23 protein-coding genes are annotated in these 26,423 nt (G+C 38.3%); 11 read left to right on the plus strand and 12 right to left on the minus strand.

From position 1 onward, the window contains the following. Positions 1-49: 49 nt before the first annotated feature. A complete protein-coding gene (locus tag RYH73_RS11995; protein WP_335313674.1) occupies positions 50-754 on the plus strand; it encodes a hypothetical protein in 705 nt (234 codons plus the stop codon). A 12-nt stretch (positions 755-766) separates the two neighbouring features. On the opposite strand, the gene aroQ is transcribed toward RYH73_RS11995, so the two are convergent. Beyond that, positions 767-1,183 carry a type II 3-dehydroquinate dehydratase gene (aroQ, locus tag RYH73_RS12000; RefSeq protein ID WP_335313675.1) on the minus strand — a complete coding sequence of 139 codons (417 nt, stop codon included), beginning with the start codon at positions 1,181-1,183 and terminating at the stop codon, positions 767-769. A 251-nt stretch (positions 1,184-1,434) separates the two neighbouring features. Here aroQ and RYH73_RS12005 point away from each other — a divergent pair, with 251 nt between their 5' ends. Both RYH73_RS12005 and murI read left to right on the plus strand, forming a co-directional pair. After that, a complete protein-coding gene (locus tag RYH73_RS12005) occupies positions 1,435-3,078 on the plus strand; it encodes an FMN-binding glutamate synthase family protein (RefSeq protein WP_335313676.1) in 1,644 nt (547 codons plus the stop codon). Positions 3,079-3,098: 20 nt separating this feature from the next. Further along, a complete protein-coding gene (gene murI / locus RYH73_RS12010) occupies positions 3,099-3,911 on the plus strand; it encodes a glutamate racemase (protein ID WP_335313677.1) in 813 nt (270 codons plus the stop codon). 41 nt (positions 3,912-3,952) lie between these two features. On the opposite strand, the gene RYH73_RS12015 is transcribed toward murI, so the two are convergent. Beyond that, positions 3,953-5,389 (minus strand): ATP-dependent DNA helicase, encoded by a 1,437-nt coding sequence (locus RYH73_RS12015; RefSeq protein WP_335313678.1) that lies wholly within the window; start codon positions 5,387-5,389, stop codon positions 3,953-3,955. A gap of 49 nt (positions 5,390-5,438) precedes the next feature. Here RYH73_RS12015 and RYH73_RS12020 point away from each other — a divergent pair, with 49 nt between their 5' ends. The 3 genes from RYH73_RS12020 to coaD all read left to right on the plus strand — a co-directional run bounded on the left by RYH73_RS12020 (position 5,439) and on the right by coaD (position 7,314). Then, the gene (locus tag RYH73_RS12020) at positions 5,439-6,254 is read left to right on the plus strand and encodes a DUF3822 family protein (RefSeq protein ID WP_335313679.1); all 816 of its coding nucleotides are present in this window, start codon (positions 5,439-5,441) and stop codon (positions 6,252-6,254) included. Next, positions 6,245-6,781: an RsmD family RNA methyltransferase gene (locus RYH73_RS12025; RefSeq protein ID WP_335313680.1), complete on the plus strand. Its 537-nt coding sequence runs from the start codon at positions 6,245-6,247 to the stop codon at positions 6,779-6,781. The genes RYH73_RS12020 and RYH73_RS12025 overlap by 10 nt, the downstream gene beginning before the upstream one ends. Positions 6,782-6,843: 62 nt before the next feature. Continuing rightward, positions 6,844-7,314: a pantetheine-phosphate adenylyltransferase gene (gene coaD / locus RYH73_RS12030; protein ID WP_335313681.1), complete on the plus strand. Its 471-nt coding sequence runs from the start codon at positions 6,844-6,846 to the stop codon at positions 7,312-7,314. Here coaD and RYH73_RS12035 read toward each other — a convergent pair. Then, entirely contained in the window at positions 7,305-7,895 is a 591-nt protein-coding gene (locus tag RYH73_RS12035; protein ID WP_335313682.1) for an NUDIX hydrolase, read from the minus strand. The genes coaD and RYH73_RS12035 overlap by 10 nt on opposite strands. A gap of 22 nt (positions 7,896-7,917) precedes the next feature. Here RYH73_RS12035 and pyrE point away from each other — a divergent pair, with 22 nt between their 5' ends. The 4 genes from pyrE to RYH73_RS12055 all read left to right on the plus strand — a co-directional run bounded on the left by pyrE (position 7,918) and on the right by RYH73_RS12055 (position 14,505). After that, the gene (pyrE, locus tag RYH73_RS12040) at positions 7,918-8,568 is read left to right on the plus strand and encodes an orotate phosphoribosyltransferase (protein WP_335313683.1); all 651 of its coding nucleotides are present in this window, start codon (positions 7,918-7,920) and stop codon (positions 8,566-8,568) included. A gap of 20 nt (positions 8,569-8,588) precedes the next feature. Further along, positions 8,589-8,990, plus strand: coding sequence for an SRPBCC family protein (locus RYH73_RS12045; protein WP_335313684.1), 402 nt, complete (start codon positions 8,589-8,591; stop codon positions 8,988-8,990). Positions 8,991-9,216: 226 nt separating this feature from the next. Further along, on the plus strand, positions 9,217-11,820 hold the full coding sequence (clpB, locus tag RYH73_RS12050) for an ATP-dependent chaperone ClpB (protein ID WP_335313685.1): 2,604 nt from the start codon (positions 9,217-9,219) through the stop codon (positions 11,818-11,820). A gap of 15 nt (positions 11,821-11,835) precedes the next feature. After that, the gene (locus tag RYH73_RS12055) at positions 11,836-14,505 is read left to right on the plus strand and encodes an ATP-binding protein (protein ID WP_335313686.1); all 2,670 of its coding nucleotides are present in this window, start codon (positions 11,836-11,838) and stop codon (positions 14,503-14,505) included. A gap of 37 nt (positions 14,506-14,542) precedes the next feature. On the opposite strand, the gene RYH73_RS12060 is transcribed toward RYH73_RS12055, so the two are convergent. The 3 genes from RYH73_RS12060 to RYH73_RS12070 form a co-directional block, all read right to left on the minus strand. Next, positions 14,543-15,919: a sigma-54-dependent transcriptional regulator gene (locus tag RYH73_RS12060; RefSeq protein WP_335313687.1), complete on the minus strand. Its 1,377-nt coding sequence runs from the start codon at positions 15,917-15,919 to the stop codon at positions 14,543-14,545. Between the two features lie 104 nt (positions 15,920-16,023). Next, positions 16,024-17,292 carry an NADP-dependent isocitrate dehydrogenase gene (gene icd, locus RYH73_RS12065; RefSeq protein ID WP_335313688.1) on the minus strand — a complete coding sequence of 423 codons (1,269 nt, stop codon included), beginning with the start codon at positions 17,290-17,292 and terminating at the stop codon, positions 16,024-16,026. A 7-nt stretch (positions 17,293-17,299) separates the two neighbouring features. After that, positions 17,300-19,471 (minus strand): cation:proton antiporter, encoded by a 2,172-nt coding sequence (locus RYH73_RS12070; RefSeq protein WP_335313689.1) that lies wholly within the window; start codon positions 19,469-19,471, stop codon positions 17,300-17,302. A 414-nt stretch (positions 19,472-19,885) separates the two neighbouring features. Here RYH73_RS12070 and RYH73_RS12075 point away from each other — a divergent pair, with 414 nt between their 5' ends. Continuing rightward, entirely contained in the window at positions 19,886-20,221 is a 336-nt protein-coding gene (locus RYH73_RS12075) for a MerR family transcriptional regulator (protein WP_335313690.1), read from the plus strand. Here the strand turns inward: RYH73_RS12075 and fbp are convergent. The 6 genes from fbp to RYH73_RS12105 form a co-directional block, all read right to left on the minus strand. After that, positions 20,205-21,248 carry a class 1 fructose-bisphosphatase gene (gene fbp, locus RYH73_RS12080; RefSeq protein WP_335313692.1) on the minus strand — a complete coding sequence of 348 codons (1,044 nt, stop codon included), beginning with the start codon at positions 21,246-21,248 and terminating at the stop codon, positions 20,205-20,207. The genes RYH73_RS12075 and fbp overlap by 17 nt on opposite strands. Positions 21,249-21,457: 209 nt before the next feature. Continuing rightward, the gene (locus RYH73_RS12085) at positions 21,458-21,952 is read right to left on the minus strand and encodes a metallophosphoesterase family protein (protein WP_335313693.1); all 495 of its coding nucleotides are present in this window, start codon (positions 21,950-21,952) and stop codon (positions 21,458-21,460) included. A 15-nt stretch (positions 21,953-21,967) separates the two neighbouring features. After that, positions 21,968-22,540 carry a Maf family nucleotide pyrophosphatase gene (locus RYH73_RS12090; protein WP_335313694.1) on the minus strand — a complete coding sequence of 191 codons (573 nt, stop codon included), beginning with the start codon at positions 22,538-22,540 and terminating at the stop codon, positions 21,968-21,970. A gap of 30 nt (positions 22,541-22,570) precedes the next feature. Continuing rightward, a complete protein-coding gene (locus RYH73_RS12095) occupies positions 22,571-23,089 on the minus strand; it encodes a KdsC family phosphatase (RefSeq protein WP_335313695.1) in 519 nt (172 codons plus the stop codon). A gap of 24 nt (positions 23,090-23,113) precedes the next feature. Beyond that, positions 23,114-23,890: a Rossmann-like and DUF2520 domain-containing protein gene (locus tag RYH73_RS12100; RefSeq protein WP_335313696.1), complete on the minus strand. Its 777-nt coding sequence runs from the start codon at positions 23,888-23,890 to the stop codon at positions 23,114-23,116. A gap of 80 nt (positions 23,891-23,970) precedes the next feature. Next, the gene (locus RYH73_RS12105) at positions 23,971-26,421 is read right to left on the minus strand and encodes a heme lyase CcmF/NrfE family subunit (RefSeq protein WP_335313697.1); all 2,451 of its coding nucleotides are present in this window, start codon (positions 26,419-26,421) and stop codon (positions 23,971-23,973) included. Positions 26,422-26,423: the final 2 nt, after the last annotated feature.

The raw sequence follows: 26,423 nt of genomic DNA on the forward strand, positions 1-26,423 counted from the left end.
CAAAAAGAGTAAAGAATAGTTCTTAAAATAAACCATTTATAATGCCCATATGAAGAAATTTTTGTCCATCTTATCGTGTTTTTTTTGTTTGTCTTTGGTTTATGGACAAGCAAATTCGCCGGCAGGTGCCTGGCAACTTAAAAAAGATAATCTTCACCATACCTTGGTTTTTGTCGACAATTATCTGTCTTATTGCCTATACGACCTTAACGGTAAAAAATTTGTTAATACCTGGGGCGGCCCATACAAATTACAGAACAACCAAATAACAATATCTGTTGAGTACAATGCTTCAAATCCTGAAAAAGTGCAAAAATCGTCCACTTTTCAACTTGATATAAACAAGGATCTTCACACCGACGTAACTGGTAGCATGGAAAATTGGCAACGCGTAGATAACAATGATGCGCCATTAGCTGGTGTTTGGCGAATTACCAACCGAAAAGTAGATGAACAAATGAATGCTATGCCTTTGCAGGATCGTAGAACACTGAAAATTCTTAGTGGTACTCGGTTCCAGTGGGTGGCCATTAATGTAAAAACGGGAGAATTTTCGGGCACTGGTGGTGGAACGTATACCTTCAAAGACGGAAAGTACATGGAAGATATTGATTTTTTTTCCCGGGACAATAGTCGTGTAGGTGCTCGTCTAACTTTTGACGGTAAATTGGATAACGGACAATGGCATCATAGTGGATTAAGTTCGAAAGGAGCACCCATTTATGAAATATGGAGCCGCATGTACAACAATTAGTTTTCTTTTTATCTAATAGGTAAAACTTTGTATTGCCAAACGGTAACTGTCCAGTCCGAAACCACATAATACGCCCTTACAATATTTCGCTAAGTAAGAATGATGCCTAAAGGTCTCTCGGGCGTGAACATTCGAGATATGCACTTCAATAACAGGCGTCTTTATAGAGGCAATTGCGTCGCCTATCGCAGCGGAAGTATGCGTATATGCGCCGGCGTTTAAAACAATACCATCATACGAAAATCCCACCTCATGCAGTTTATCTATAATTTCTCCCTCATGATTACTTTGAAAACTAGTAAGATCAATCGAAGCAAAGTTTTCTTTTAATTCTTCGAAGTAATGCTCAAATCCTTTATTACCATATACTGATGGTTCTCTTACGCCAAGTAAATTTAAGTTGGGTCCATTAATGATTAGAATTTTCATCTTTATAAATCGTTTTAACCAACGCTTTTTAAGTAACAAGCGTGCAGGTTTCATTAATTAATAATAGCTTTGTATGAAATCTTATCGCGATGTCACTTTATGGCAAAGATAGTATTTTCGTATAAAGTTTATCGGTCTTTTGGCAAAACATCCTTATTGGCAGAGACATGGCGCTATTTCGCGATGTCGTTACAGCAAATAAACGAATGAGTGCTTCAGAAAGGTAAGCCGATCAGTAACAATTAATTCGAATGAAAAACACATTTTTTTTTATCTCTTTTTTCCTATTAGCGGGAATTATAGTGACTGGTATATGGTGGACGCCCATATATTGGTCACTTATTATATTGATACCTTTATTTTTCCTTGGCCTATTTGACATTTACCAATCAAAGAGGGCTATTAGACGTAATTTCCCCGTTTTTGGCAGACTACGTTATGTAATGGAAGGGCTTCGCCCCAAGGTACAACAATATTTTATTGAAAGTGACACAGACGGCAGACCGTTTAACCGGATTCATCGAAGTGTAATCTATCAACGTGCAAAAAAAGAAATGGATACGACACCTTTCGGCACACAGTTGAACGTATACGAAAACAATTACGAATGGCTTAATCACAGTATCAATGCATTACATATCGATGCCTCCTGCGAAGACCCTAGGGTCGTTATAGGTGGTCTCTCCTGCACACAACCCTACTCGGCGAGCATACTTAATATATCGGCAATGAGTTATGGCGCTTTGAGTAAAAATGCCATCATGGCATTAAACAAGGGAGCAAAAATCGGAAAATTTGCTCATAATACAGGAGAAGGTGGAATAAGTGATTATCATTTAGCGGGTGGCGGCGACTTGATCTGGCAAATAGGAACAGGTTATTTTGGGTGCCGTTATCCTGATGGAAATTTCAATCCTGAAGCCTTTGAACAAAAGGCTAACCTTCCTCAGGTCAAAATGATTGAAATAAAATTATCGCAAGGGGCGAAGCCTGGACACGGCGGAATATTGCCTGCCGCTAAACTCACGGAAGAAATTGCTCGTATACGTTTAGTTGAGATGGGTAAAGATGTCGATTCCCCCCCCTATCACCGTGCGTTTAAAACACCCATTGAGTTTTTAAATTTTATTCAACAGTTACGCGAGCTATCCAAAGGTAAACCTATTGGTTTTAAACTATGTATAGGTCATCGAAGTGAATTCGTAGCTATCTGCAAAGCCATGATTGAAACTAAGATTTATCCGGATTTCATTACGGTTGATGGTGGTGAAGGGGGTACCGGAGCAGCTCCATTGGAGTTTTCCAATAATGTCGGGATGCCGCTCAGGGATGCTTTAGCCTTTGTTTATGATACACTTACTGGTTTTGACCTAAAGAAACATATTAAAATAGTAGCCTCTGGAAAAATAGCAACGGGTTTTGATCTTGTTAAGAATTTCGCGCTCGGAGCAGATGTTTGCAATAGCGCTAGAGGGATGATGATGGCTTTAGGCTGTATACAGGCCTTAGAATGTAATAGTAACAAGTGTCCTACCGGCGTTGCCACACAGGATCCTCATTTGGTGAGGGGGCTTGTAGTGGAAGACAAAAAAACACGCATTGCTAATTTCCAGCAGCAAACTATAAAAAGCGCAATAGAGCTTATGGCCGCAGCAGGTATCAGGCATCCAGATGATATTCATAGAGCTTATATCCATCGAAGAATATCACCAGATAAAATTTTAACTTATTTAGATAGCTATCCGTATATACCGAAAGGTTCTTTACTCAAAAAACCATACGCAAAGCAATTTGAATTGTTAATGACAATCAGCGATCCTTATTCATTCACACCCAACTTCAATAACCTCAATTGGGATGAATTAGAATGGGCAAGAAAGCCTATGACAAACTAGATAACATTTAATTTCGATATATGGGTCCCATTGGCATTTTTGACTCTGGTTATGGAGGTCTGACTGTATTTAAGGAAATCAGTCTTATGCTTCCGCAATACGATTATATTTATCTTGGCGACAACGCTCGGGTTCCCTATGGCACGCGTTCATATGACACCGTCTATCACTATACGTTGGAATGTGTGAATCATTTATTTGACTTAGGATGCCATTTAGTTATACTTGCTTGTAATACAGCTTCGGCAAAAGCTTTACGTACGATCCAACAAAAAGATCTACCAAGACTTACAGATATACGGAACGTTTTGGGTGTGATTAGACCGACCACCGAAATTATAGATCAATTTACAAGAACTAATCATGTCGGTATTTTGGCTACTTCAGGAACTGTCAACTCGCAATCCTATGTACTGGAGATCCATAAGTTTTTTCCACAAATTAAGGTGTACCAAGAGGCATGTCCAATGTGGGTACCTTTAGTAGAGAACAATGAAATGGAATCAATAGGTGCGCGCTATTTCGTTAAACAACATATTGATCGACTTTTGCAACAATCGGCAGAAATAGATGCAATCATTTTAGCCTGTACACATTATCCTCTGTTACTTCCGTTAATTAAAGAATTCACCCCTGAAAACATACAAATAATTTCACAGGGGAATATTGTAGCAAGAAGTTTAGCGAACTACCTGTATCGACATAGCGAAATAGAGACTCTTTGTACAAAGCACGGGACGAAGCAGTTTTTCACTACGGAAAATATTGAAAATTTCAAGGAAAAGGCTAGTATTTTTTACGGTCTTCCGGTAGAAGCACAACAAATAATCTAAGTCACAAAATACTTTAGAGCGATATATTAAGAAGGAATTAGTCATTCATTGAAAAACTTGTCGTGAAAGTTTACGAAAAACAGTTCTTTTCTAGCTCTCGTACAAGCTGTATAAAGCCAGCGGAGAAAATCCATATTAAGCATCTCCTCCGTCAGAAATCCTTGGTCTACAAAAACGGCTTCCCATTGCCCACCTTGAGCTTTATGACAGGTAACAGCCATAGAAAACTTAATTTGCAATGCATTATAATATGAATCGTTTTTAATGGCTGCTATTTGTTCTTTTTTAGTTCCCAAGTCTTGATAGTCTATCATCACCGATTCGAACAATTTCCGCTGGCTTTCTGCCGGTAGATTTGGAGAATCCGTATATAAAGAATCCAATATGACCCTACAGGACAAAGGTTCCGCATTGTCTTGATCAAGGAATCCCAAGCTAACATCGGCAAACCTAAAACCATGTTGTTCATGTATATTTCGAACGCGCTTTACAACAGCCATATCACCATTAGCTATAAACTGTTGGACATTATCTTCTCCATTTGCCCAGTAATAATTGTTTCGCACCACCATTATATAATCTCCACCTGTTAACTCTTCTTCTCGGTAGAGAATCCGATTCCGTATTTGTTGATTGTATAAATTAGCGCTTTTATTTGATCGACAAACGACTATTGTATTTTCAATTCCATATTTATCGTAAGCATAGTGCAAGCCTTCGATAAATCGTTCTCCCGTCATCCGATAAACATCAGCATAGCCTTTTACTCGCAGCTTTGGAAAGTGAAGCTTTTTATCCACCTCATCCAGTCTAATTTGTTCACGAATTGAAGTTGCATTATACAAAATACCAGAATCGCTCGCTTGTCGCACGACTTCTGTCATCTCGCTGTCCATTACGTAATAACCAAAATAGTCCTGTATATACCGTGAATTTAATGCAGGGCTTTCCAATAATCCTACAGGTGGTAGCTGAGCCGTATCGCCTACAAACATAAGTTTACAATTCTCACCACGCTCAACATAGGTAATGAGATCATCCAATAAACCATTTTGTCCAAATCCATTTTTTTCATTAGAAATCATAGATGCTTCATCTACAATAAACAATGTATTCTTATATAAATTATCAGATAAGGTAAAAAACATATCCGGTGTACCAGCAACTTTCTTTCGGTAGATCTTTTTATGAATAGTGAATGCCGGTCTTTCAGCATAAGCGCCCATGACCTTAGCAGCCCTTCCTGTAGGTGCCAAAAGAATTGACCGCATATTTAAAGCCGGCAATACACGTACCAGCGTGCTTATAAGGGTAGTCTTCCCTGTTCCAGCATAACCTTTTAGAATAAAACAGATTGTCTCTTGTTTGAAACTTAAGAAAGTAGCTAGTTCTTTAAAAATTTCCTTTTGCTGAGGAGTGGGTATAGCGGGAAAAGATTGCTCGAATTTATTAATTATTTCCACATTCAAACCTAACACAAAAAAATGCTTTTTGCAATATCGTTTCTAAAGGGTACTTTTGCTAGCCATGAGTGAATTATTGCAAATAGAATTTATTGACGACAACTTCACCGTAGAAAAAAGTGAGGAATACCAATTATTAGTAAGACAGGGCGAACATCGATCACAAATGGCCATTTTAAGTAAAAAGAACCGTTTGTTATTATCCCTCTCCTGGCAAAGGGATCTGAAAGAAGAACGTGTTGATCAATTGCTGCAATTAACCTATGAGTCTAAAATTCTATCTTTAGAAACGAATCACAAGTTACTTGTACCAAACGAATTACACAATCCATCTCAAGAAATATATTACCTAAATGCTCTTTCGCTAGAAAAAGAGAATCATTTACTATTAAGCGACTATATTAAATCATTCGATGCCCAATGCATTTATGGTGTATCAAAAGAAGATCGAAACCAACTACTTTCAGATTTTCCGGATTTTACAATCAAATCAAGCAGTACAGCAATATTATGTGCACTTGCATCCTTTACTTCGATGCATAAAAAATACCTGTCCATCAACATAGAGGACGACAGCACCGATTTTTCGTACGTTTTAAACGAAAAATTGATATATCATCATACCCAACCAAGCCAACATACAGACGAACTTAACTATTTTCTGCTGGCTATTGCACAGGAATACGAAATAGATCTTTCTTCTATTTCTATACTTGTTTCTGGTCAAATAGAGCTTGATGATCCGAATTATCAACGCTTAAAAAAGTATAATAAGCAATTATCCTTTTTAGATTTGTCAAGTTTAATCGATTGCAGCAATTTCAACCTACTGAAAAAGGCCTATCAAAAATTATCATTGTTTGGATTATTATGCGCATAATTGGTGGACATATTAAGGGGTTAAGACTTTCACCTCCTACAAATTTGCCAGTTCGTCCAACGACTGACCTTGCGAAAGAAGCTTTATTTAATATACTGGAGAATAGAATTGTTTGGAGCGAAACAGACGCGTTAGACTTATTTAGTGGTACGGGCAATATTTCTATCGAATTGGCTTCAAGAGGTGTTAAAAGTCTTGTTTCGGTTGATATTCATAGTAAATGCTGCGGATATATAAACAACTTAAAAGGCAAGTATCAATTAGAACAACTAAAAATCATTAAAGCAGATGCACTAAAGTTCATCGTGAATTGTAAGCAATCGTTTGACTTTATTTTCGCTGATCCTCCTTATGATTTGCCACAACTCCCATTATTACCAAAGATGATTTTTGACCATAAGCTACTAAAATCGAATGGATTGTTTATTTTGGAGCATCCTACTACCAGAAAGGTCGATCAGCATCCATATTTTGTAGAACAAAGAGCTTATGGTTATTCATCATTTAGTTTCTTTGCAAATCTTTAGATTCCTTATATTCAAATTATTTTCAATATGTTTAAACTTTCATCATAGCATTGGATAAAATCATGATACAGAAGCGAATCGCCGTATTTCCCGGATCTTTCGATCCCATTACTAATGCCCACGTGGATATTATTTTGAGAGCTGTTTCTCTTTTTGACGAAATCCATATCACACTGGCATTAAATAGTTCAAAAACACCTCTTTTAAGTATTGAAACCAGGCAAACAATGCTTGAAGAAATCTTTAAAGGCAACCGCTCTATTCGTGTAGCGAGTTATACTGGTTTAACCGTCAATTACTGCAAAGAAATTGGCGCTTCTTATATTCTTAGAGGCCTTCGTAATGCAGCAGATTTCGATTTCGAAAATGCAATAGCCCAGAATAATCGACAGCTCGAGCCTACTATCGAAACCATATTGTTACCTGCAAGCCCTGGTTTCGGTCATATCAGTTCTACCATTGTAAGGGATATACTTAAACACCAGGGCTCGATCAAACATCTTGTACCGAAAGAAGTATTGAATTATATGTAAGCCTTTTTTTCTAAGACATCTTTGATAATTCCATAGGTATTTGATAAAATCTCATGGGTCTGTTCCGGCTGGATCCATTGTGCATCTGTAATATCTTCGCTTGTCTGAGGAATCAGTTTCGGTTTTTTATTGACACCCATCTCATACCAATTTGTCTTTTTAAGCACCACGTTCCCTTTTATTTCATAAGCATGATAGGACGACATAATTTTTGGCCCTAAGTAATCAACACGAATACCACATTCCTCTTCAACTTCGCGAAGAGCGGCCCTTTTACTTTTTTCACCGGGATCGATTTTACCCTTCGGCAAATCCCATTTCCCCAAACGATGTATAAAAAGAATGTCTCCATCTCCATTTCGCACCAAACCACCAGCTGCACCAATTAGCCTTACCGAACCTTTGATAGCCCTGAGCAGTCTTTTCGGATCATCTACTAAAAGTAAAAATTTAGTCGGGGTTGTAAGCGACAAACTTTTCTTAAAAAGTTTTGTGAAATCAAAAGACTGTGAATCAATTTGTTGAAAAGATCCTAAGGTGTCAGGGGTAAAATCGGTCAAGAGAAGGACCGATTCGTTCATATAAATTTTATAAATTTGCATCATGAATCACAAGAGTGAGATTGAACAAAAAGTTGCTGAATTTTTATTGCAAATTAAAGCAATTAAATTACAACCTTCCAAACCTTTTACTTGGGCATCGGGTTGGAAATCCCCAATTTATTGCGACAATCGCATATCCTTATCGCATCCTACCGTAAGAACGTACATTAGACAAAAGCTTTCAGAGGTCATTCAAGAAGAGTTTGGTTCCATAGGTATGATAGCTGGCGTTGCAACTGCAGGTATTCCACAAGGTGTATTAGTGGCACAAGACTTAGGTCTACCCTTTGCTTATGTACGGTCAAGCGCAAAAGAACATGGAAGACAAAACATGATTGAAGGAGAGATTGTAGACGGGCAGCGGGTTGTTGTTATTGAAGATTTAATATCCACGGGAAAAAGTAGCTTGAAAGCAGTTGAAGCATTAAGAGAAGCAGGATGTGACGTCGTTGGATTGGTTGCTATTTTCAGTTATGGGTTTGATGTAGCTGATGAAAACTTCAAAGCAGCAAAATGTAGGTACACTACCTTATCAAACTATAATGCATTAATAAAGTATGCTTCCGAGAATGGCTTTGTCCATCACGAGGAAGAAGATTTACTTCGTGAATGGCGAAGAGATCCTGCAAATTGGGAACCGAAAACCGTATAATTTTCTAAGGAAGTGTAACAATGACGATCATAGAAAGCAAAAATATTGTTAATCAACCGGTAGAGAAAGTGTACGATTTTCTTGCAAATTGCAATAATCATGAAAAGTTAATGCCTGAGAATGTTTACAATTGGTCATCTACCGAAAATGAGGCAAGTTTCACCGTGCAAAACATGGCTAAACTTACCCTGAGGGTAGATGAGCGTAAAGAAAATCAAGAGATATCCATTATACCGTCAGAAAAAGCTCCTTTTGATCTCCGTTTAACTTGGAAAGTAAAATCGATTGATGCCACTAGCAGTGAGGCCGCTCTTATTATTGAAGCAGACCTGAACATGATGATGAAGATGCTTGCTAGCGGACCTTTGAAAAAATTAGCGGATTATCAAACGACCAAATTGAAAGAAGAGCTGGAGTCCTAGCGCTAAGAATTTGAATTCATTAAAAACCGTCTAAAAAAGAGACGGTTTTTTTTATACTAAGAATGATTTTCCGCCATTTTTTCATATAAATATTTATAAAACAGACACTTAGTCATCACAAATTCATTTTCAACGGACAAAATGTCGGTTTTCATCAAACTACTTTTGATGGTATTCGTTTTGCTATAGTCTAGCAAATCTTTATAAGACTATTAATTGAACGAAAATGAATTTAAACAACTTTACAATTAAGGCGCAGGAAGCTATACAAAAGGCTTCGGAAATTGCTGGGGGCAATCAGCATCAAGCTATTGAAAATGCGCACTTATTGAAGGCTCTTCTTTTAGTTGACGAAAACGTTGTAAGTCATTTATTAAAAAAACTCAATGTCAATATAAATCGTTTGAACGAAGCCTTGGATCAACAAATCAATGATTTCCCTAAGGTAAGTGGAAGCAATATATATTTATCTTCTTCTACCAATACTGCTTTACAAAAAGCACAAGGTTATCTGAAAGACTTCAAAGACGATTTTGTATCGGTAGAACATTTGCTTTTAGGTATTCTAAATGCAGGTGATAAAACTGCGGCGATATTAAAAGATCAAGGTGTTACTGAAAAAGACTTAAAGAAGGCAATTATTGAATTGAGGGGCAATACCCGCGTCACCGATCAAAATGCAGAAGCAACTTATAATGCATTGAATAAATATGCGCGTAATCTAAACGAGTTTGCTGAATCAGGAAAACTCGACCCCGTAATAGGACGGGATGAAGAGATTCGACGCGTTATTCAAATCCTCTCGCGCAGAACTAAGAATAATCCGATCTTAGTAGGTGAGCCGGGCGTTGGAAAAACGGCAATAGCAGAAGGTATTGCTCATCGTATTATCAAAGGTGATGTACCCGAAAACCTGAAAAGTAAAACAGTCTTCTCGCTCGATATGGGTGCTTTGATTGCTGGTGCGAAGTATAAAGGAGAGTTTGAAGAACGACTAAAAGCGGTTGTAAAAGAGGTAACAGATAGTGATGGAGAGATTATCCTCTTTATTGATGAGATCCATACGTTAGTGGGCGCCGGAGGTGGCGAAGGAGCAATGGACGCTGCGAATATTTTAAAACCGGCTTTAGCAAGAGGAGAGCTTCGCGCTATAGGAGCTACTACACTCAACGAATTCCAAAAATACTTCGAGAAAGATAAAGCATTAGAACGTAGATTTCAAAAAGTAATGGTTGACGAGCCCGACACACAGGATGCAATATCTATTCTACGAGGTATCAAAGAACGATACGAAACACACCATAAAGTAAGAATAAAAGACGAAGCGATAATTGCTGCTGTTGAACTTTCACAACGTTATATTGCAGATCGCTTTTTACCTGATAAAGCTATTGATTTAATGGATGAAGCTGCATCCAAGCTCCGATTGGAGATGGATTCGGTTCCGGAAGCAGTTGATGAAATCGAGCGTAGAATCATGCAACTTGAGATTGAGCGCGAAGCGATCAAGCGAGAAAACGACAGTCATAAAGTAGAAGAATTAAGTAGGGAAATAGCAAATTTAGCTTCTGAAAGAGATTCGCTTCGTGCTGCCTGGCAAAGTGAGAAATCGCTGGTAGATAATTTAAATCACCATGTACAGCAAATTGAAGATTTCAAATTGGAAGCGGAGCAGGCTGAAAGAGCTGGCGATTATGGAAAGGTAGCTGAAATTAGATATGGCAGAATAAAGCAAGCGCAGGATGAACTTGAAAAGTTGAAAAAAGAACTTGAAGAAAAACAAGGTCCCGGCCGGATGCTTAAGGAAGAAGTTACTGCAGAAGATATAGCCGATGTGGTGTCACGTTGGACTGGTATCCCGGTAAATAAAATGGTTCAGAGCGAGCGGGAAAAGCTTTTGCACCTGGAAGAAGAACTTCATAAAAGAGTAGCTGGGCAAAGTGAAGCGATCGAAGCCATTTCAGATGCAATCAGAAGATCTCGTGCAGGTTTAAGTGATAAGAGGAAACCTATCGGATCCTTTATATTTTTAGGAACGACCGGGGTCGGTAAAACTGAGCTGGCAAAGGCACTGGCAGAATTCTTGTTCAACGATGAACATTCGATGGTTCGGATAGACATGAGCGAATACCAAGAGCGCCATGCCGTATCAAGACTAATTGGTGCGCCTCCGGGCTATGTGGGCTATGATGAAGGGGGGCAGCTGACTGAAGCTATCCGACGGCGCCCTTATTCAGTGGTCTTACTTGACGAAATTGAAAAGGCTCATCCAGATGTGTTTAATATATTATTGCAGGTATTGGATGATGGCCACCTAACCGACAATAAAGGCCGTGTTGTGAACTTCAAGAATACCATTATCATTATGACATCAAATATTGGCTCACATTTGATACAGGAAAATTTCAGTGAGCTGAATGACGTCAATAGAGATGAAGTTATTGCCAAAACTAAGAACGAAGTGTTCGAACTTTTAAAGAAATCGATTAGACCTGAGTTTTTGAATCGAATCGATGAGGTTATCATGTTTACGCCGCTAAATCGTGAGGAGATTGGTGAAATCGTCCGTCTACAATTTAATGGGGTTCAAAAACAGTTAGCTGAAATGGGTATACAATTGGAAGCTTCGGATGACGCGCTCGATTGGTTAGCTCAATTAGGTTATGATCCACAGTTCGGCGCACGCCCACTGAAACGGGTTATGCAAAAACGGATTTTAAATGAGCTGTCTAAAGAGATTCTTGCAGGAAAAATTGACAAGGACAGCAAAATCAAATTGGATATGTTTGATCATAAATTTGTATTCCTGCAAAACCAGGAAAATAACTAGTAAATTGTTATAAAAATGTCGAATATCAATTATTCGACATTTTTTATTTCTTATCGTGGTCTCCCCTATCCTACCCATTTAACCATTCCACCACACAACAACTTCGACAAAATTCGTAACTTTACACTTATGGTTGATCAAAAGCTATCGAATAAAGGCGTTAGACGGAAGGTTATTTTTGTTTTTATCTGTTGCTGTATTGCTCTTGGCCTAGCTTGGACCATCAGTAAGGATGCTTTTAATCAAGTATTATCAGCCGTAGACAATATCTCGAAACCAAATGAAAAAATGCGTTTGGTCAGCAAAGTATCGCGAGACATCATGCAACTCGATCAGCTACAACGTTCGCAGGTATTAACTGACAGTGATAATTCATACGAAGATTTGCAAAAAGAGTCGAAACTGGTATCCGCTTCATTAGATTCCTTGAAAAGCCTGTATGCACAGGATAGTAATCAAACGAAGCGTATCGACTCCATTAAAACGCTATTGAAAGAACGTGATAAGCTTTTTAAAGCCTATGTACAGGTCCGTGAAAAAATGGTTGATAGTCATGAGTTTTCCAAGCAGTTACAAAGCATTGGCGAGATTGTCCAAAACACACCCAATAGTGATAGTACCGTTGTAACAAGGAGAAAAATCACCGAAACGACTACCATTGAGCCTGGAGAAGTTGAAAAAGCTGATTCCTCTATACAGGACGACCGGTCGTTCTTCGGAAAAATATTTGGATCTAAACGGAAAGCTTCCCCTCGTCCAAACACAATTACACAGTCGAGACGAATCGTTAAAGAAGGTATAGAGGAATTGATAGATACGATCGCTACCTCAAAGCAAGACAGCGCCATCAAACTGATTGACAGCGTCTTAAGAACTATTGAAGAGACACAGCGAGCGCAAAGTGATTCTTTTATAGACAGAGAGGTTGAGTTGACCTATGCGGGCAATCTATTGATCAGCAAAATGCTCAGTATTCTAAATGCGGTAGAAAAAGAAGGAATGCTGCAAATGGAAAATGAGAATATGGGGGCACGAACCGTGATGAATCACAGTTTAAGTCGGATCAACTTTGTAGTATTATGCTTTTTGGGCATCACAATTATTCTCGTTTTACTTATTTTGGCAGATATTAGAAAAAGTAATCGTTATCGACGAGAACTTGAAATCGCTAAAGAAGAAGCCGAATATCACAGTGCCGCTAAGCAACGGTTCCTTTCCAATATGAGCCATGAACTTCGTACACCTTTACAATCGATTATCGGTTATGCAGAACAATTACGAGATGAACACCCTGATGATAGCCGTAAAGTAAATATCATATACCAGTCTTCAGAGCATTTGTTGCAAATAGTAAATGAAGTATTGGATTACAATCGCATTAATTCAGGCAAATTTCATTTTAACAATCAGGATTTTTATCTATCACAATTAATAGATGAAGTAGTTGCAGCCATGCAACTACAGGCGGAAGAAAAATTGTTATCCCTCAATCTGAACAAAGAAATTGAAGGTACGGGCTATCTATTCGGTGATCCTTTCCGCATTAAACAAATTCTTTATAATTTACTTAGCAATGCAATTAAATTTACCGATCAGGGATCGGTAACACTAAAAGTCAGTACGGCAGTAAAAAATGAGCTAACGGAATTGAAGATTACAATTGAAGACACTGGAAAAGGTATTCCTGAAAGTGACATTCATCGGATTTTCAATGAATTTGAACAGGCAGAGAACTCAAATTCAGGCATCCATTTTGGCAGTGGACTGGGATTGAGTATTGTAAAAACGCTTTGTGAAGCAATGGGCGGCCGTATTGAAATTAAAAGTCAGCTCGATAAAGGGTCTATATTTGATGTGTTCATTCCCTTAAAAACTTCTACGTTAATCGAAGCAAGTAAGGAGGAAGACAACCTAATTCCTATAAAGGATTTCATTGGGACTATTTGGGTAATTGATGATGATAGTTTTATCCTCGAGCTCTGTCACAATATTTTCAACAAATATAGAATCAACCATCGTACATTCTCTGATCCAAGTGACTTACTGAATACGCCTTGGGATTCAAGTGTCAATATCGTTTTAATGGACATGCGTATGCCTGGAAAAACCGGCGTGGAATTAAACCATGAATTACGGCCAAAAATCGGAGATGATGTAAAGGTATACGCTTTCACAGCGCAGGCATTACCTGAGGAACGTGAAAAAATCATTTCTCAAGGGTTTGACGGTTTGCTACTAAAACCTTTCAAGGAAACGGATTTACTTCATCTACTGGGATTGCGTAAATCAGCTGAGGAACCGCTCAAAATAAAAAATCGGAACGATTTAAGAGATTTTGATTTCTCCAATTTAAAAAAATTGACCTATAATGACAGCAATCAGGTCACCAAAATACTAAACATCTTTATTAAAGATACAGGAAAAGATCTTATCAATCTCCGAAATGCATTACAGGCTAATGAAAGGGAGCAGTTGGCCCTTATTTGTCATAAACTTGCAGGTAGAACATCTCAAATTGGTGGACAAAAAATTGCCATTAAACTTCGAAAACTTGAGATTGACATCAGAAATAATGAATTTGATATTCTAGAAATTCAAGGAATTATCGATCAGCTATATCGCTTATTAGACTATTTGAAAGAAGAGCTCCATAGTCGATCATTCATTAATGGAACCGTTCTCTAGGTCTAACAGAAAAATCAAAAGCTCTTTAAAGAAGCTCTTAGGAGATACCGTATTTATCCAGTTTATTATAAAGCGTTTTTCTATCGATATTTAAGACTTGTGCGGCTTTACTTTTATTATACTTGACCTGTTGCAGGACATCCATTATAAGCTGCCGCTCGTGTGCCTCGCTTTGCGATTTCAGGTCCGCCGTCACATGATGATGATCCGAATTCGAATAACTTCCGTTACTATGCTTATGCTGATTGATTGACAAGACCATCTCATCTGGTAGAGCGCTTGATTCCGCTGTGTCTCCAGGCGTTAATAGCACCATCCTTTTTATTACATTTTTCAGTTCTCGAAGATTTCCCGGCCAATCATAAGCCCCGAAAATATCCTTTACTTCCTTAGACAGATGCATTACATTTCTGTTCAATTCGTTATTGGCTTTATCAACGAAAAATTCAATAAACGTATCCATATCACTTCCTCGGTCTCTTAAAGCCGGCACAATAATTTCAAACTCATTGATCCGATGATATAAATCTTCTCTAAAATTGCCCGAGGCTGAACTACCTAGCAAATCATCATTTGTAGCTGCTATGACACGAACATCAACTTTAATTTGTTTGTTAGCACCAATTGGCTGTATTACGCGTTCTTGTAAAGCTCTTAATAACTTAACTTGGACATCATATGACAAGTTTCCGATTTCATCTAAAAAAAGTGTACCCCCATCCGCCTCTTCAAATTGCCCTTTTTTGTCGGTGAGAGCTCCAGTAAAGGATCCTTTAATATGTCCGAACAACTCACTCGCTGCCAATTCTTTAGATAGTGTTCCGCAATCGATAGATACAAAAGGTCTATTCGCTCGATTACTCTTTAAATGAATAGACCTCGCAACATATTCCTTACCCGTACCACTTTCGCCTCTTACCAGAACAGACATGTCAGTAGGCGCAACTAAATTAATGTACTCTTGAAGTTTTTTGGATTGTGTACTAATTCCTTTTACAAAATCTGAAGACTCTTCTTCAGGCAACTTTTTAACAGCAGACGATATCTGTTCACTATTATTGTGGTTTAAAGCTTCTTTTAAAACCATTAATAGTTCATCAGGGTTTACCGGTTTCGTAATGTAATCAAACACCCCTAAGCGCATCGCTCTTACTGCCGTCCGAACATCATTGAAACTGGTCATGATGATTACCGGAATATTTAGGCCCCTATTACGTACTTCTTCCAACACATCCAAACCCGTTCCATCTCCTAGACGATAATCTAACAACATAAGATCAATAGATTCGTCCAACGATTTGACACTACTTTTGACATTATATTTCATTTCAACTTGGTGACCATTTTTTTTCAAAAAGCCTTCGAGAATAGTCGAAAAGGTAGTATCATCTTCTACAAGCAGGATTTTGGCCATATTATTTGTCTTTATCCCTCCAACGGAAACAATTCTTCTTTAGTATGTTTTGTTAATCTACAAAACTACTATTTTTTCGCCGATTAGCACTTAATTATTATAAATTAGTTGTTCATATTTCGAATAATGGCATCTGCAAATTGACTTGTTTTGAGCAATATAGCTCCTTCCATCTGATTATAAAAATCGATGGTAACCTGTTTCGAACGAATGGTTTTTTCCAGTCCTTTCCTGATGACTTCGGATGCTTCGTGCCACTTCAGATAATCAAACATCATGACACCACTGAGAATAACCGACGAAGGGTTCATACTGTCTGTATTTGCGAAACGTGGAGCCGTTCCATGTGTTGCCTCAAACACGGCATGTCCATTGCGGTAGTTGATATTGGCCCCGGGAGCAATGCCGATTCCGCCAACAATAGCGGCTAGTGCATCAGAAATATAATCACCATTGAGATTTAGCGTTGCGATGACCGCATAATCCTTTGGGTTAAGCAAAATCTGCTGCAAGAAATTATCGGCAATTACGTCCTTTATAATGACTTTTTCTTCCTGCTGAGCCCTTCGCAGTGCATCATTTGCTGCCTGCTCACCATCCGTGGACTTTAACCTTTCCCATTGATTCCAGGTAAATGTGTATTCAGCATATTCATTTTCAGCTAGCTCATAACCCCAATTTTTAAAAGCCCCTTCTGTAAACTTCATAATATTCCCCTTGTGAACTAAGCTCACCGAAGGTAATTTTTCCTTTATGGCATATTCTATGGCCGCGCGTATCAGACGAGTCGATCCATCTTTTGATACGGGTTTGAGACCGAAGGCTGTTTCTTCTTTAAAAGGGTAATCTACATCGAGTCGATCCGTTAAAAATTCTTTTAACTGTTGGGCATTTTTACTATCAGCCTCAAATTCAATACCTGCATAAATATCCTCTGTATTTTCACGGAATATTACCATATTCACATTCTCAGGATGTTTGACCGGAGATGGTACCCCCTCAATCCAAGATAAAGGGCGTTGACATACAAATAGATCAAGTGTCTGCCGAATTGCCACATTTAAAGAACGGATACCGCCACCAACAGGTGTGGTTAATGGTCCCTTTATTGAAACAATATATTCCTTCATGGCATGGACGGTGTCATCAGGAAGCCAATTGCCCGTTTCATCAAAGGCCTTTTGTCCTGCCAAGATCTCTTTCCATTCAATCTGTCGTACACCGCCATAAGCCTTTCTCACCCCCTCATCAAATACCCGAACCGCGGCATTCCATATATCAGGTCCAATGCCATCACCAATAATAAAAGGGATGATAGGGTTATCAGGAATAGTTAAATGTCCTTGACTATTGACGGTTATTTTCTGTCCCATAATGTTTTTACTTATTTGATTTTGGCAAATTCCTAGCCTTGATATTCAATATACTTCCCAGTCCCTTACTCATTCTTTGCAAATGGGTATAACCTCGATTTGTTGACATAGCGCTTACCTCATCATAATTGTCAAATACACTGGTGGGTCTTCTGCTTGGGTAAACTAATATTCTGTTATTATTCTCATATTTACGAGCCAATTTTTTTGGTATACCATCAAATTCTCTATTATAAGAAACCTCGCCGGTTCTTGCCGAAACAAATACCAGTAAATCGGCCTCATTTACATATTCTCTAAAAGACGATAGATCGTCCCAGTTTTCATGACGAACAAAACGAATATTACAATTGATTTTGCTCCTTTTTAAAAAGGAGATAACAGCCGATTCTGATCTGGGATTGGCAATGCAAACGACCGGCAACGTGAGCTCGATTGCCAGCTGACCAATTTTAGTTAACCAATAAGAAAAACCTTTTTCATCTTCAGCCATTGGCGGACAAACCAAGGTAATCTTATCATTACTTACAAAGGGTTTACCAAAATGACACATAAAGATGTTGATATCTGTACGATTTAGAATACTTTCCGTTTTCTCTCCGACCATCTTTTCTATAATACCAACTTGGCTGGGCCATCCAAGCAAAATGCTATCTGCCATAATCTCTCTCGAAGCCCTGCTAATGCCTCCGGCAATATTATAGTCGATTGTTGCCATCATATTCACTTCTATCTCACTACCTGAAGCATATCTCGCTGTCGAATCTAAATTTTTTCTGGCCTTTTTTAAATTGGCCTCTGCTAATTCGTTATTGGGCACAACGGATAATATAGTAACCGGATGAGGTGATTTTTTGTTTTTAATCATCGTAGCAAAATCCAAGAGTATTTCCATATTGTTAAGATTTGCTATCGGAACCAAAATATGCTCATCTCGAAGGACATCCTTGGTTTCCTCAATCACGTCCTGTTCTCCAGCAAGAACTACTTTTTTCGAAGCCGATTCTGTGGCAACGGAAGCCACTATACAAGTGATCAGAATCAGCACAATCGTTCCGTTCAAAACATTTTCATCAATTATACCATTCGCATATCCAACCATGATGATGGCTAATGTAGCTGCGGCATGTGCACTGCTCAATCCAAAGATAACTTGACGTTGTGCGCCGGTATATTTAAAGGTAAGCTGGGTAAACCAAGAAGCAATCCATTTACCGCATACAGCTACTAATGTAAGCGTACCAGCGACAATAAGTGCTTCAGGTCCCTTAAAGAGCACCTTGATATCGACAATCATACCGACACTGATTAGAAAAAAAGGAATAAAAATCGCATTTCCAATAAATTCTATTCTATTCATCAATGCGGACGAGTGTGGAATAAATTTATTCAAGGCCAACCCAGCGACAAAAGCACCAATAATCGGTTCAAGTCCCGATACCTCGGCCGTGAAAGCGGCAAAAAAAACAATGAATAAAACAAATATATAATGCGATGTTTTTTCACTCTCCACTTTCTGAAAAAACCATTTTGCAACCCGTGGCACGATGCCGAACATAATAGCCAAAAATACGGCAAAAGATATGGTCAATCTTATCCAAAATTGTTGATCAAGATGCCCTTGCGATGAACCAACAATCACGGCCAGAATAATTAGAACGGCCGTATCAGTCAAAATGGTTCCTCCAATAGTAATGGCAACCGCTTGGTTCTTTACAATCCCATAACTATTCACTACGGGGTAAGCCACTAATGTATGTGTAGCAAACATACTGGAAACCAATATACTTGCGCCTACATCGAAACCTAAAATATAATAACAAACAGGATATCCAATGATAATGGGAACGAAAAAAGTATAAATCCCAAAAACAACGCTTTTATGCCTGGTTTTACGAAACTCATTCATATCCAACTCTAGCCCTGCAATAAACATGATATAAAGTAAACCTATTGTTGAAAATAGCTTAACGGCATCTGTTTGGGCCAATATGTTCAAACCGTGAGGGCCGATAACAACACCTGAAAGAATTAATCCTATAATTCCGGGAATTTTAATTTTCCGTAGTAAAATAGGTGCTAAAAGAATGATCAGCAAAATCAAGGAAAAGATCAATACCGAATTCGTTAAAGGGGTTTCAAATGCATGAGAAATATGTTCTATAAAACTTTTGTTCATAAAATAACGCTATCAATAATCATTTGCACTTTTAAACAGTAGGCCTTAAATATAGTTTTTTTCTTTCTAAGATAAGTACCTAGGTGAGAATCTTGACCAATATCCTACATAATACCCATTCGATATCCGGCTAGAAGAAACCGCATTTTTGGTTTTTAAGGATATGATAATGTTCACTTTCTCAGATTGCATATTTCAGACTTTTCCTTGAATAGGGGCAAACAGGAGCTTCTTCGAAAACAATCAACTTCCAGCAAAAATAGATGCAGTATCAAATACCCCGGAGTACGAAGAAAAGTACAGACAAAATCTTATTTTGATTATTTAGGTATTTTCGTTTTTTTTGAATCTGAAATGAGCGTTTGGCTCACAAGTGATTATTTTTGTAAATTCACATGCTAATATTTATGAAACATGCCTTATAAAGAAAGAGAAATCAACAAACTCTACTACACGATGGGAGAAGTCACAGAAATGTTTGACGTGAATGCTTCACAAATAAGATTTTACGAACGGGAGTTTGACATTATTCAACCAAAGAAAAATAAAAAAGGCAATAGACTTTTTACACCGGAAGATATTGAACACCTAAAAATCATATTTAATTTGGTAAAAAACAAAGGCTATACTTTACAAGGGGCACGTGATTATTTAAAAGCCAATAAAAACCAAGCGAAAGAGAACCAACGTGTGATTGATTCCCTTGAAAGATTAAAACAGTTTTTAATAGAAGTTAAGGAGCGCTTATAACGTTCTCTACTTTACGAGTCACTAAGTTATTCCCACTTAAAAACTCCATGAGTTTATTGACCATATTTTCCGAGCCAAGAAAAATAGCTGATCGCTGGTGTAGGTGATCGGGCACAAGGTCTAAAATCCTGTTGGAACCATCCGTGGCGATACCTCCGGCTTGCTCCAAAATAAAAGCCATTGGATTGCATTCATAGACAAGCCTCAATTTACCTTTCGGATAGGCAGATGACACAGGATAAAGAAAAATCCCTCCTTTAATAAGATTGCGATGAATATCTGCCACCATCGACCCGATATAACGAGATGTATAGGGACGTCCTGAATCGTCATCTTCTTCCTGACAGTACTTGATATAATCTTTTACACCTTGCGGGAAATGAACATAATTTCCTTCATTTATAGAATAAATCTTACCTTCTTTTGGAATTCTCATCTTAGGATGAGATAGGCAAAACTCACCGATCGAGGGGTCTAATGTAAAACCGTTCACCCCTTTGCCGGTGGTATACACTAGCATAGTAGAGGAACCATAAATGACATAACCTGCTGCCACTTGTTCCCGTCCCTTTTGGAGTACGTCACCAATTAATGGCTTCCCCTCCAAGCTTCGCCGACGGTATATTGAAAAAATTGTTCCGATCGCCACATTTACATCAATATTTGACGAACCGTCAAGCGGATCTATCGCCACAATGTATTTTGCATTTTTTGATATTTCCGATTCGATATAGATACATTCGTCATTTTCTTCCGAGGCAACTACGCAACATTCTCCGCCACTCCTTAAAGCTGAAATAAATTGCTCATTAGCATATACATCCAGTTTCTTCTGCCCCTCCCCTTGTACATTCGTTGTTCCTGCATCCCCTAGTATATCAACTAACCCCGCCTTGTTGACCTCTCTGTTTACTATTTTTGCGGCTATACCAATATCTCTTAACAGTCTGCTTAATTCACCCTTTGCATAGGGAAAATCAGCTTGTTTTTCAATAATAAATTGACCAAGAGTCTTTACGGCTGTCATAAGTTAGTTTTTAAAATTTACAATAAAAGGAAATAGTTCTTAAACAACGATGATAAAATCGTCCCCAAAAATAGTAAAAAAACAACACTTAGTGTAAAACATGATAATCAATTTATGTGTATAAACTACACAAATTGTACACGTACTACACTGATAAAAAACAGATTACAAAGAAAATATTATTAAAAAGCAAAACCAAATAAGTGTAACTAACCAACAGAAAGCTCAATCACTTCTAGGTCCTTAATGAGGTTTTTGTCCACGCTAAAACGCATAAGCGTTCTAACTTTATGCCATCCTTGTTTACCGGCAGCACCAGGATTTAGGTGTAAACAATTAATCTTTTTATCAAACATAGCTTTCAGGATATGAGAATGCCCGGAAATAAATAATTGAGGGGGATTAGCGTAAATAACAGCCTTTACACGCGGCGAATATCTATTGGGATAGCCTCCGATATGGGTCATCCACACATCTACCCCCTCACACATAAATCGTAAATTTTCGGGGCAACGCATTCTAATTTCTCGATTATCAATGTTACCATAAACGCCGCGTAAGGGCTTAAAATCAGCTAATTTATCAAGCAATGCAATATCCCCAAAATCACCTGCGTGCCAAATTTCGTCACAAGACGCAAAATGTTTAAATATTGCATCGTCCAAATAACCATGCGTATCAGAGAGCAGCCCTATTTTTGTCATTCTTGTCCTTTGCAATTATAATTTCACCAGCTCCTTGTAAAGCTTTGCTGTAGGCAGCCCCATTACATTCGTATACGAACCTTCTATATGATCAACCGCCACAGCACCTATCCACTCTTGGATACCGTATGCCCCGGCTTTATCATAGGGCTCGAACGTTTTAATATAATAATTTATTTGTTCGTCATTCAGTTCATTAAAATAAACAGCTGTTACCTCATAAAACGAACGAACTTTTTCCGTTGTTTTCAAAGCTACTCCTGTAATAACTTCGTGTCTCCTACCGGAAAGCAATTGTAACATCTTAAACGCATCTTCATAATCAACCGGCTTACCCAGTATCTGGTCATCAATACTCACAATGGTATCAGCAGTAATTACAATATCTTTATCTGATTTCAAACGAAAAGCTTCTGCTTTCTTTGTAGCAATAAATAAGGCAACAGCCGCTCCCCTCATCGTTTCAGGGCACGTTTCTTCTACCTCCCTAACTTCCACCTTGAAGTCAAGCCCTAAAGAGGCCAGCAACTCTTTTCGTCTCGGTGATTTTGAAGCCAGAATTATATTTTTTTGATCCAAATTTTTCATATATTAAAGAATTATAGGCAGGATACTGTTTTATGAACTTTTCACACGTTGATCTGTATCCCAGGCCCCCTGCAACTTTAAAACCTTCTCAAAAACCTCTCTAACAACCCCTTCACCACCATTTTTGCTGCTTATATAATCCGAAATTACCTTAATTTCTTCAGCAGCATCATTTGGGCAAGCGGCAAGACCAACTATTTTCATTACTCCAAAATCAGGTATATCATCGCCAATATATAACACATCTTCCAGTTGTAATCCACGCCGAGTCAACCAGCTTTTAAGTACAGCAACCTTATTATCGGCTCCCAACTCTATATTTTCTAACCCCAGCCCCATTAAACGTTTTCGAACACCTTCCGATCGACCTCCGCTTATTACGATTATTGGGAATCCTTTTTTAACCGCCAACTGCAAGGCATAACCATCACGGATATTAAAACTCCTCAATTGGTGTCCTTCTTCATTCACCAATACCTGTCCGTTGGTTAGAACACCATCCACATCTAAAGCAAACGCTTTAATCGATTTTAACTTTTCAAATAACATTCTTTCTTTTCACTTAGTTTCATCTTATTTGTTTTCCTGCCCATATTTGCGTACGATATCCTCGCTGATAAGCTCGTATATTTGCTGCCAGTTCGGATGCTCATCTAATAAGGCTAAATGTTTACGAATAATATTGTTATCATTTCTTACTGCGGGTCCCGTTTGAACCTCATTGGGATCGTAATTTTGTATCTTATGAGCCGTCTCACTTATAAGCGGTTTTAATAGATCAAAATCCACTTTCTTTTCCGCTAAAAAATTATGAGCTATGGCATATAGATAATTGCTGAAATTACAGGCTATGACCGCTGCAAGATGTAGGCATCGTCTTTGCTCAGAGCTATATTCGTGAATAATCGGTGATAATTTAAAAGCCATATTCAAAATCTCCTCCTTAGTTCTTTGATCAGAAAATTCTAAAATAAGCGGCACTTTTGAAAAATCCAGCTCTACCTCTTTCGAAATCGTTTGCAACGGATATAACACACCATATGACGAAGAAAAAGGTTTGAGTATCTCCATATCGGTACTACCCGATGTATGTAGTAAAATTTTGTTTCGCAAACGGAGTTCCGAGGCTACCTCAAAAATCGCTTCGTCCCTAACGGCTATAATATAGACATCTGCTTCAGTTGTAATATACCTCAAGCTATCGACAGGTTCAGCGCCAATACCATCCGCTAGATACTTCGCGTGATTTAAATCCCTACTATAGACTTGTTTAATATGGTATTCAGCCTTTTTCAGCGCAAAAGCCAAGTGAGTTGCCACATTTCCACTACCTAAAATAACTATCTCCATAAAAATTAAAGAATAACGGGGACTGAGATTTTCACTGCAGTCCCCGTGGGATAAAATTAACAATAAAAGGAGATAAATGTTTATGCTATTTTCCCTTTTAACTCTTTGTTTCGTCTAAAAATGGAGAGCAAAAAGCCTAGCGTCATAATAATCGTTCCACACCAAAAGAAGTTTATATAAGGAAATTCGATTGCTTTCATAACGATCCATTTTTTTTCAGGCAGCGGTTTCTGGTATATCATTAACTCCATACCCTTATCAGGCACGATCTTCGTAAAACGAAAGCGTAAACCCTGTTCTTCCACATCCCTCGCAAAATCAAAGCTATTTCCATTTTTTATCAAATATTTAGGATCTGCCTGAAATACCTCACCTGTAACCGCATGCACTTCTAATTGCAAAGCAAAAAGCAAATCGCCATTTGCTAATGGCATATTTTGCAAAGTTGCATTTCTATTCACACTATTTACCACAATAAAACCGTTCTTATAACGCAATGTATCTCCGATGTTAACCAATTGGGTTGTCGGTTCGTCAAAGCCTTCGTTCGGATCATGCCCCTCATGATTGTGCCCTGGTTCCTCCGGTTCGTCCAATTTAGGAGCAGAGGTTACAATCGTATAAATATCTTTGGCAAGGTAATGCCTAGTACTAGGTGTTCCTATTAATCCCATTTTCGGATTTTGCTGTGCATTGGGTCTTAGCTGAAACCTTTCTGTAACCTTACCTGTCTTCGTATCCTTCCGTTCGTAATTTACCTTATAATATATATTCGGCATGGCAACGCTATCACCAACATAGGTAATCGTATAACCGCTCATTTCAACCGGCTGATCGATATAAAGGAATAGATTTTCACCTGGTTTTTCGCGTTCTTCAAAACCTGCTATCGGAATGGAACCTCCCGTATTTAAGGAAACTACTTTGTTCGTTGCGGCCGCAACCAATGCGCCGATAATTAACAACGCGAATCCGATGTGTGCCACCGACGACCCGGCCAATTTCCATTTTCCCTTAAAAGCATCTCCTAAAATTCTTGCATTGGCAACTAAAGCAAATACAGCTCCGAAAGACAGCACGATATAAATAAAGTTGGTGTAAACCTTCGTAAAATAAAGTAAAATAGCAGTAGCCAGGAGAGAGACAATGAAAGAAGCCAATAAATTGGCATAAAAGACCTTCGGAGTTGTCTTTTTATATTTTAGGAATTGGGCGATAGCCGAAAGTAGAAGTACAAGAATAGCAAAGGCAGCCTGCCATTTATTATAATGCGCTATCGCATCGACAGGCGGTGCTATCTTTGTTCCAAACATTGCATTAAAAACGGGAATTGAGGTTGTAGCAATAATTTGTACACATGCGACCACTAAAATCAGGGCCCCGATAAACAGCCAGAATTCCCTCGAATATGTTTCCTCATCTTTCTTGGTGATGGGTAACTCTTTCCATCTGCTGACAAGGAAATAAATCATAAGAATGAAGAAGATCAAGTTAAAAGCTACGAGTTGCCAGTACATTCCCAAGTCTGTAAATGAATGTACCGATGTTTCTCCCAAAACGCCGCTACGTGTTAAGAAGGATGCGTAAATGACCAATACGAAGCTGATCAACACTAAAAAAGTAGCCGTAAAATAAGAATGTCCCGCGTTTCTATAGGCTACAATAACATGTACGGCAGCAATTAACGTAAACCAAGGTATAATAGAAGCATTTTCAACGGGATCCCAAGCCCAGAAACCGCCAAAATTAAGGGCTTCATAAGCCCAAAAAGACCCCATGATAATACCTGCACCGAGTATCATTACAGCAAAAAGAGACCATGGTAAGGCAGGCTGCAACCATTCCTTGTATCTTCGTTGCCATAAACCAGCTATACCATACGCAAAAGGGACAACCATAGAAGCGAAACCTAAAAACAAAGTAGGTGGATGGATTACCATCCAATAATTCTGTAACAAAGGGTTCAGTCCATTACCATCCGTGATCATGCTAAGGTAATTGGGGTTAGAGAAAATCGGTGCTTCTAATGCTTGTCTCAACAAGATGAACGGAGAACTTCCCACACGCTCACCTAAAACTTCAATTCCCAAAAGCATAGAAGCCAAAACCGTTTGACACAACATGATAACGGTCATGACAGGGCTTTCCCAACTTTTACCTTTGGCTATTACTGCAAGTGACAAAATAGCCTGCCAAAACATCCAAAGCCAAAAACTACCTTCCTGTCCTTCCCAAAAACTAGAGATTATATAATATACAGGTAAGGTACGTGAAGAGTGTGACCATGCGTAGTGATACTCAAATAAATGATTGTAAATAATATAGAAAAGACTACTACCAATACCTATTACGGCTGCGACATTAACAAAAAAAGCAATGCGAGCAATTTTCTGCCAAGAGGTTTCTTCTTTATATTTAGTAGCAAAGTAATAGCTAATACATGACAAAAATGCCGCACCAAAAGATAGAATAATGAAAAATTGGCCCAGCTGGCCGGGAAGAAGGTTTTCACCTTGATATTGGATATCCATTA

The sequence above is a fragment of the Olivibacter sp. CPCC 100613 genome, assembly GCF_036959255.1.
Taxonomy (GTDB): Bacteria; Bacteroidota; Bacteroidia; order Sphingobacteriales; family Sphingobacteriaceae; genus Olivibacter.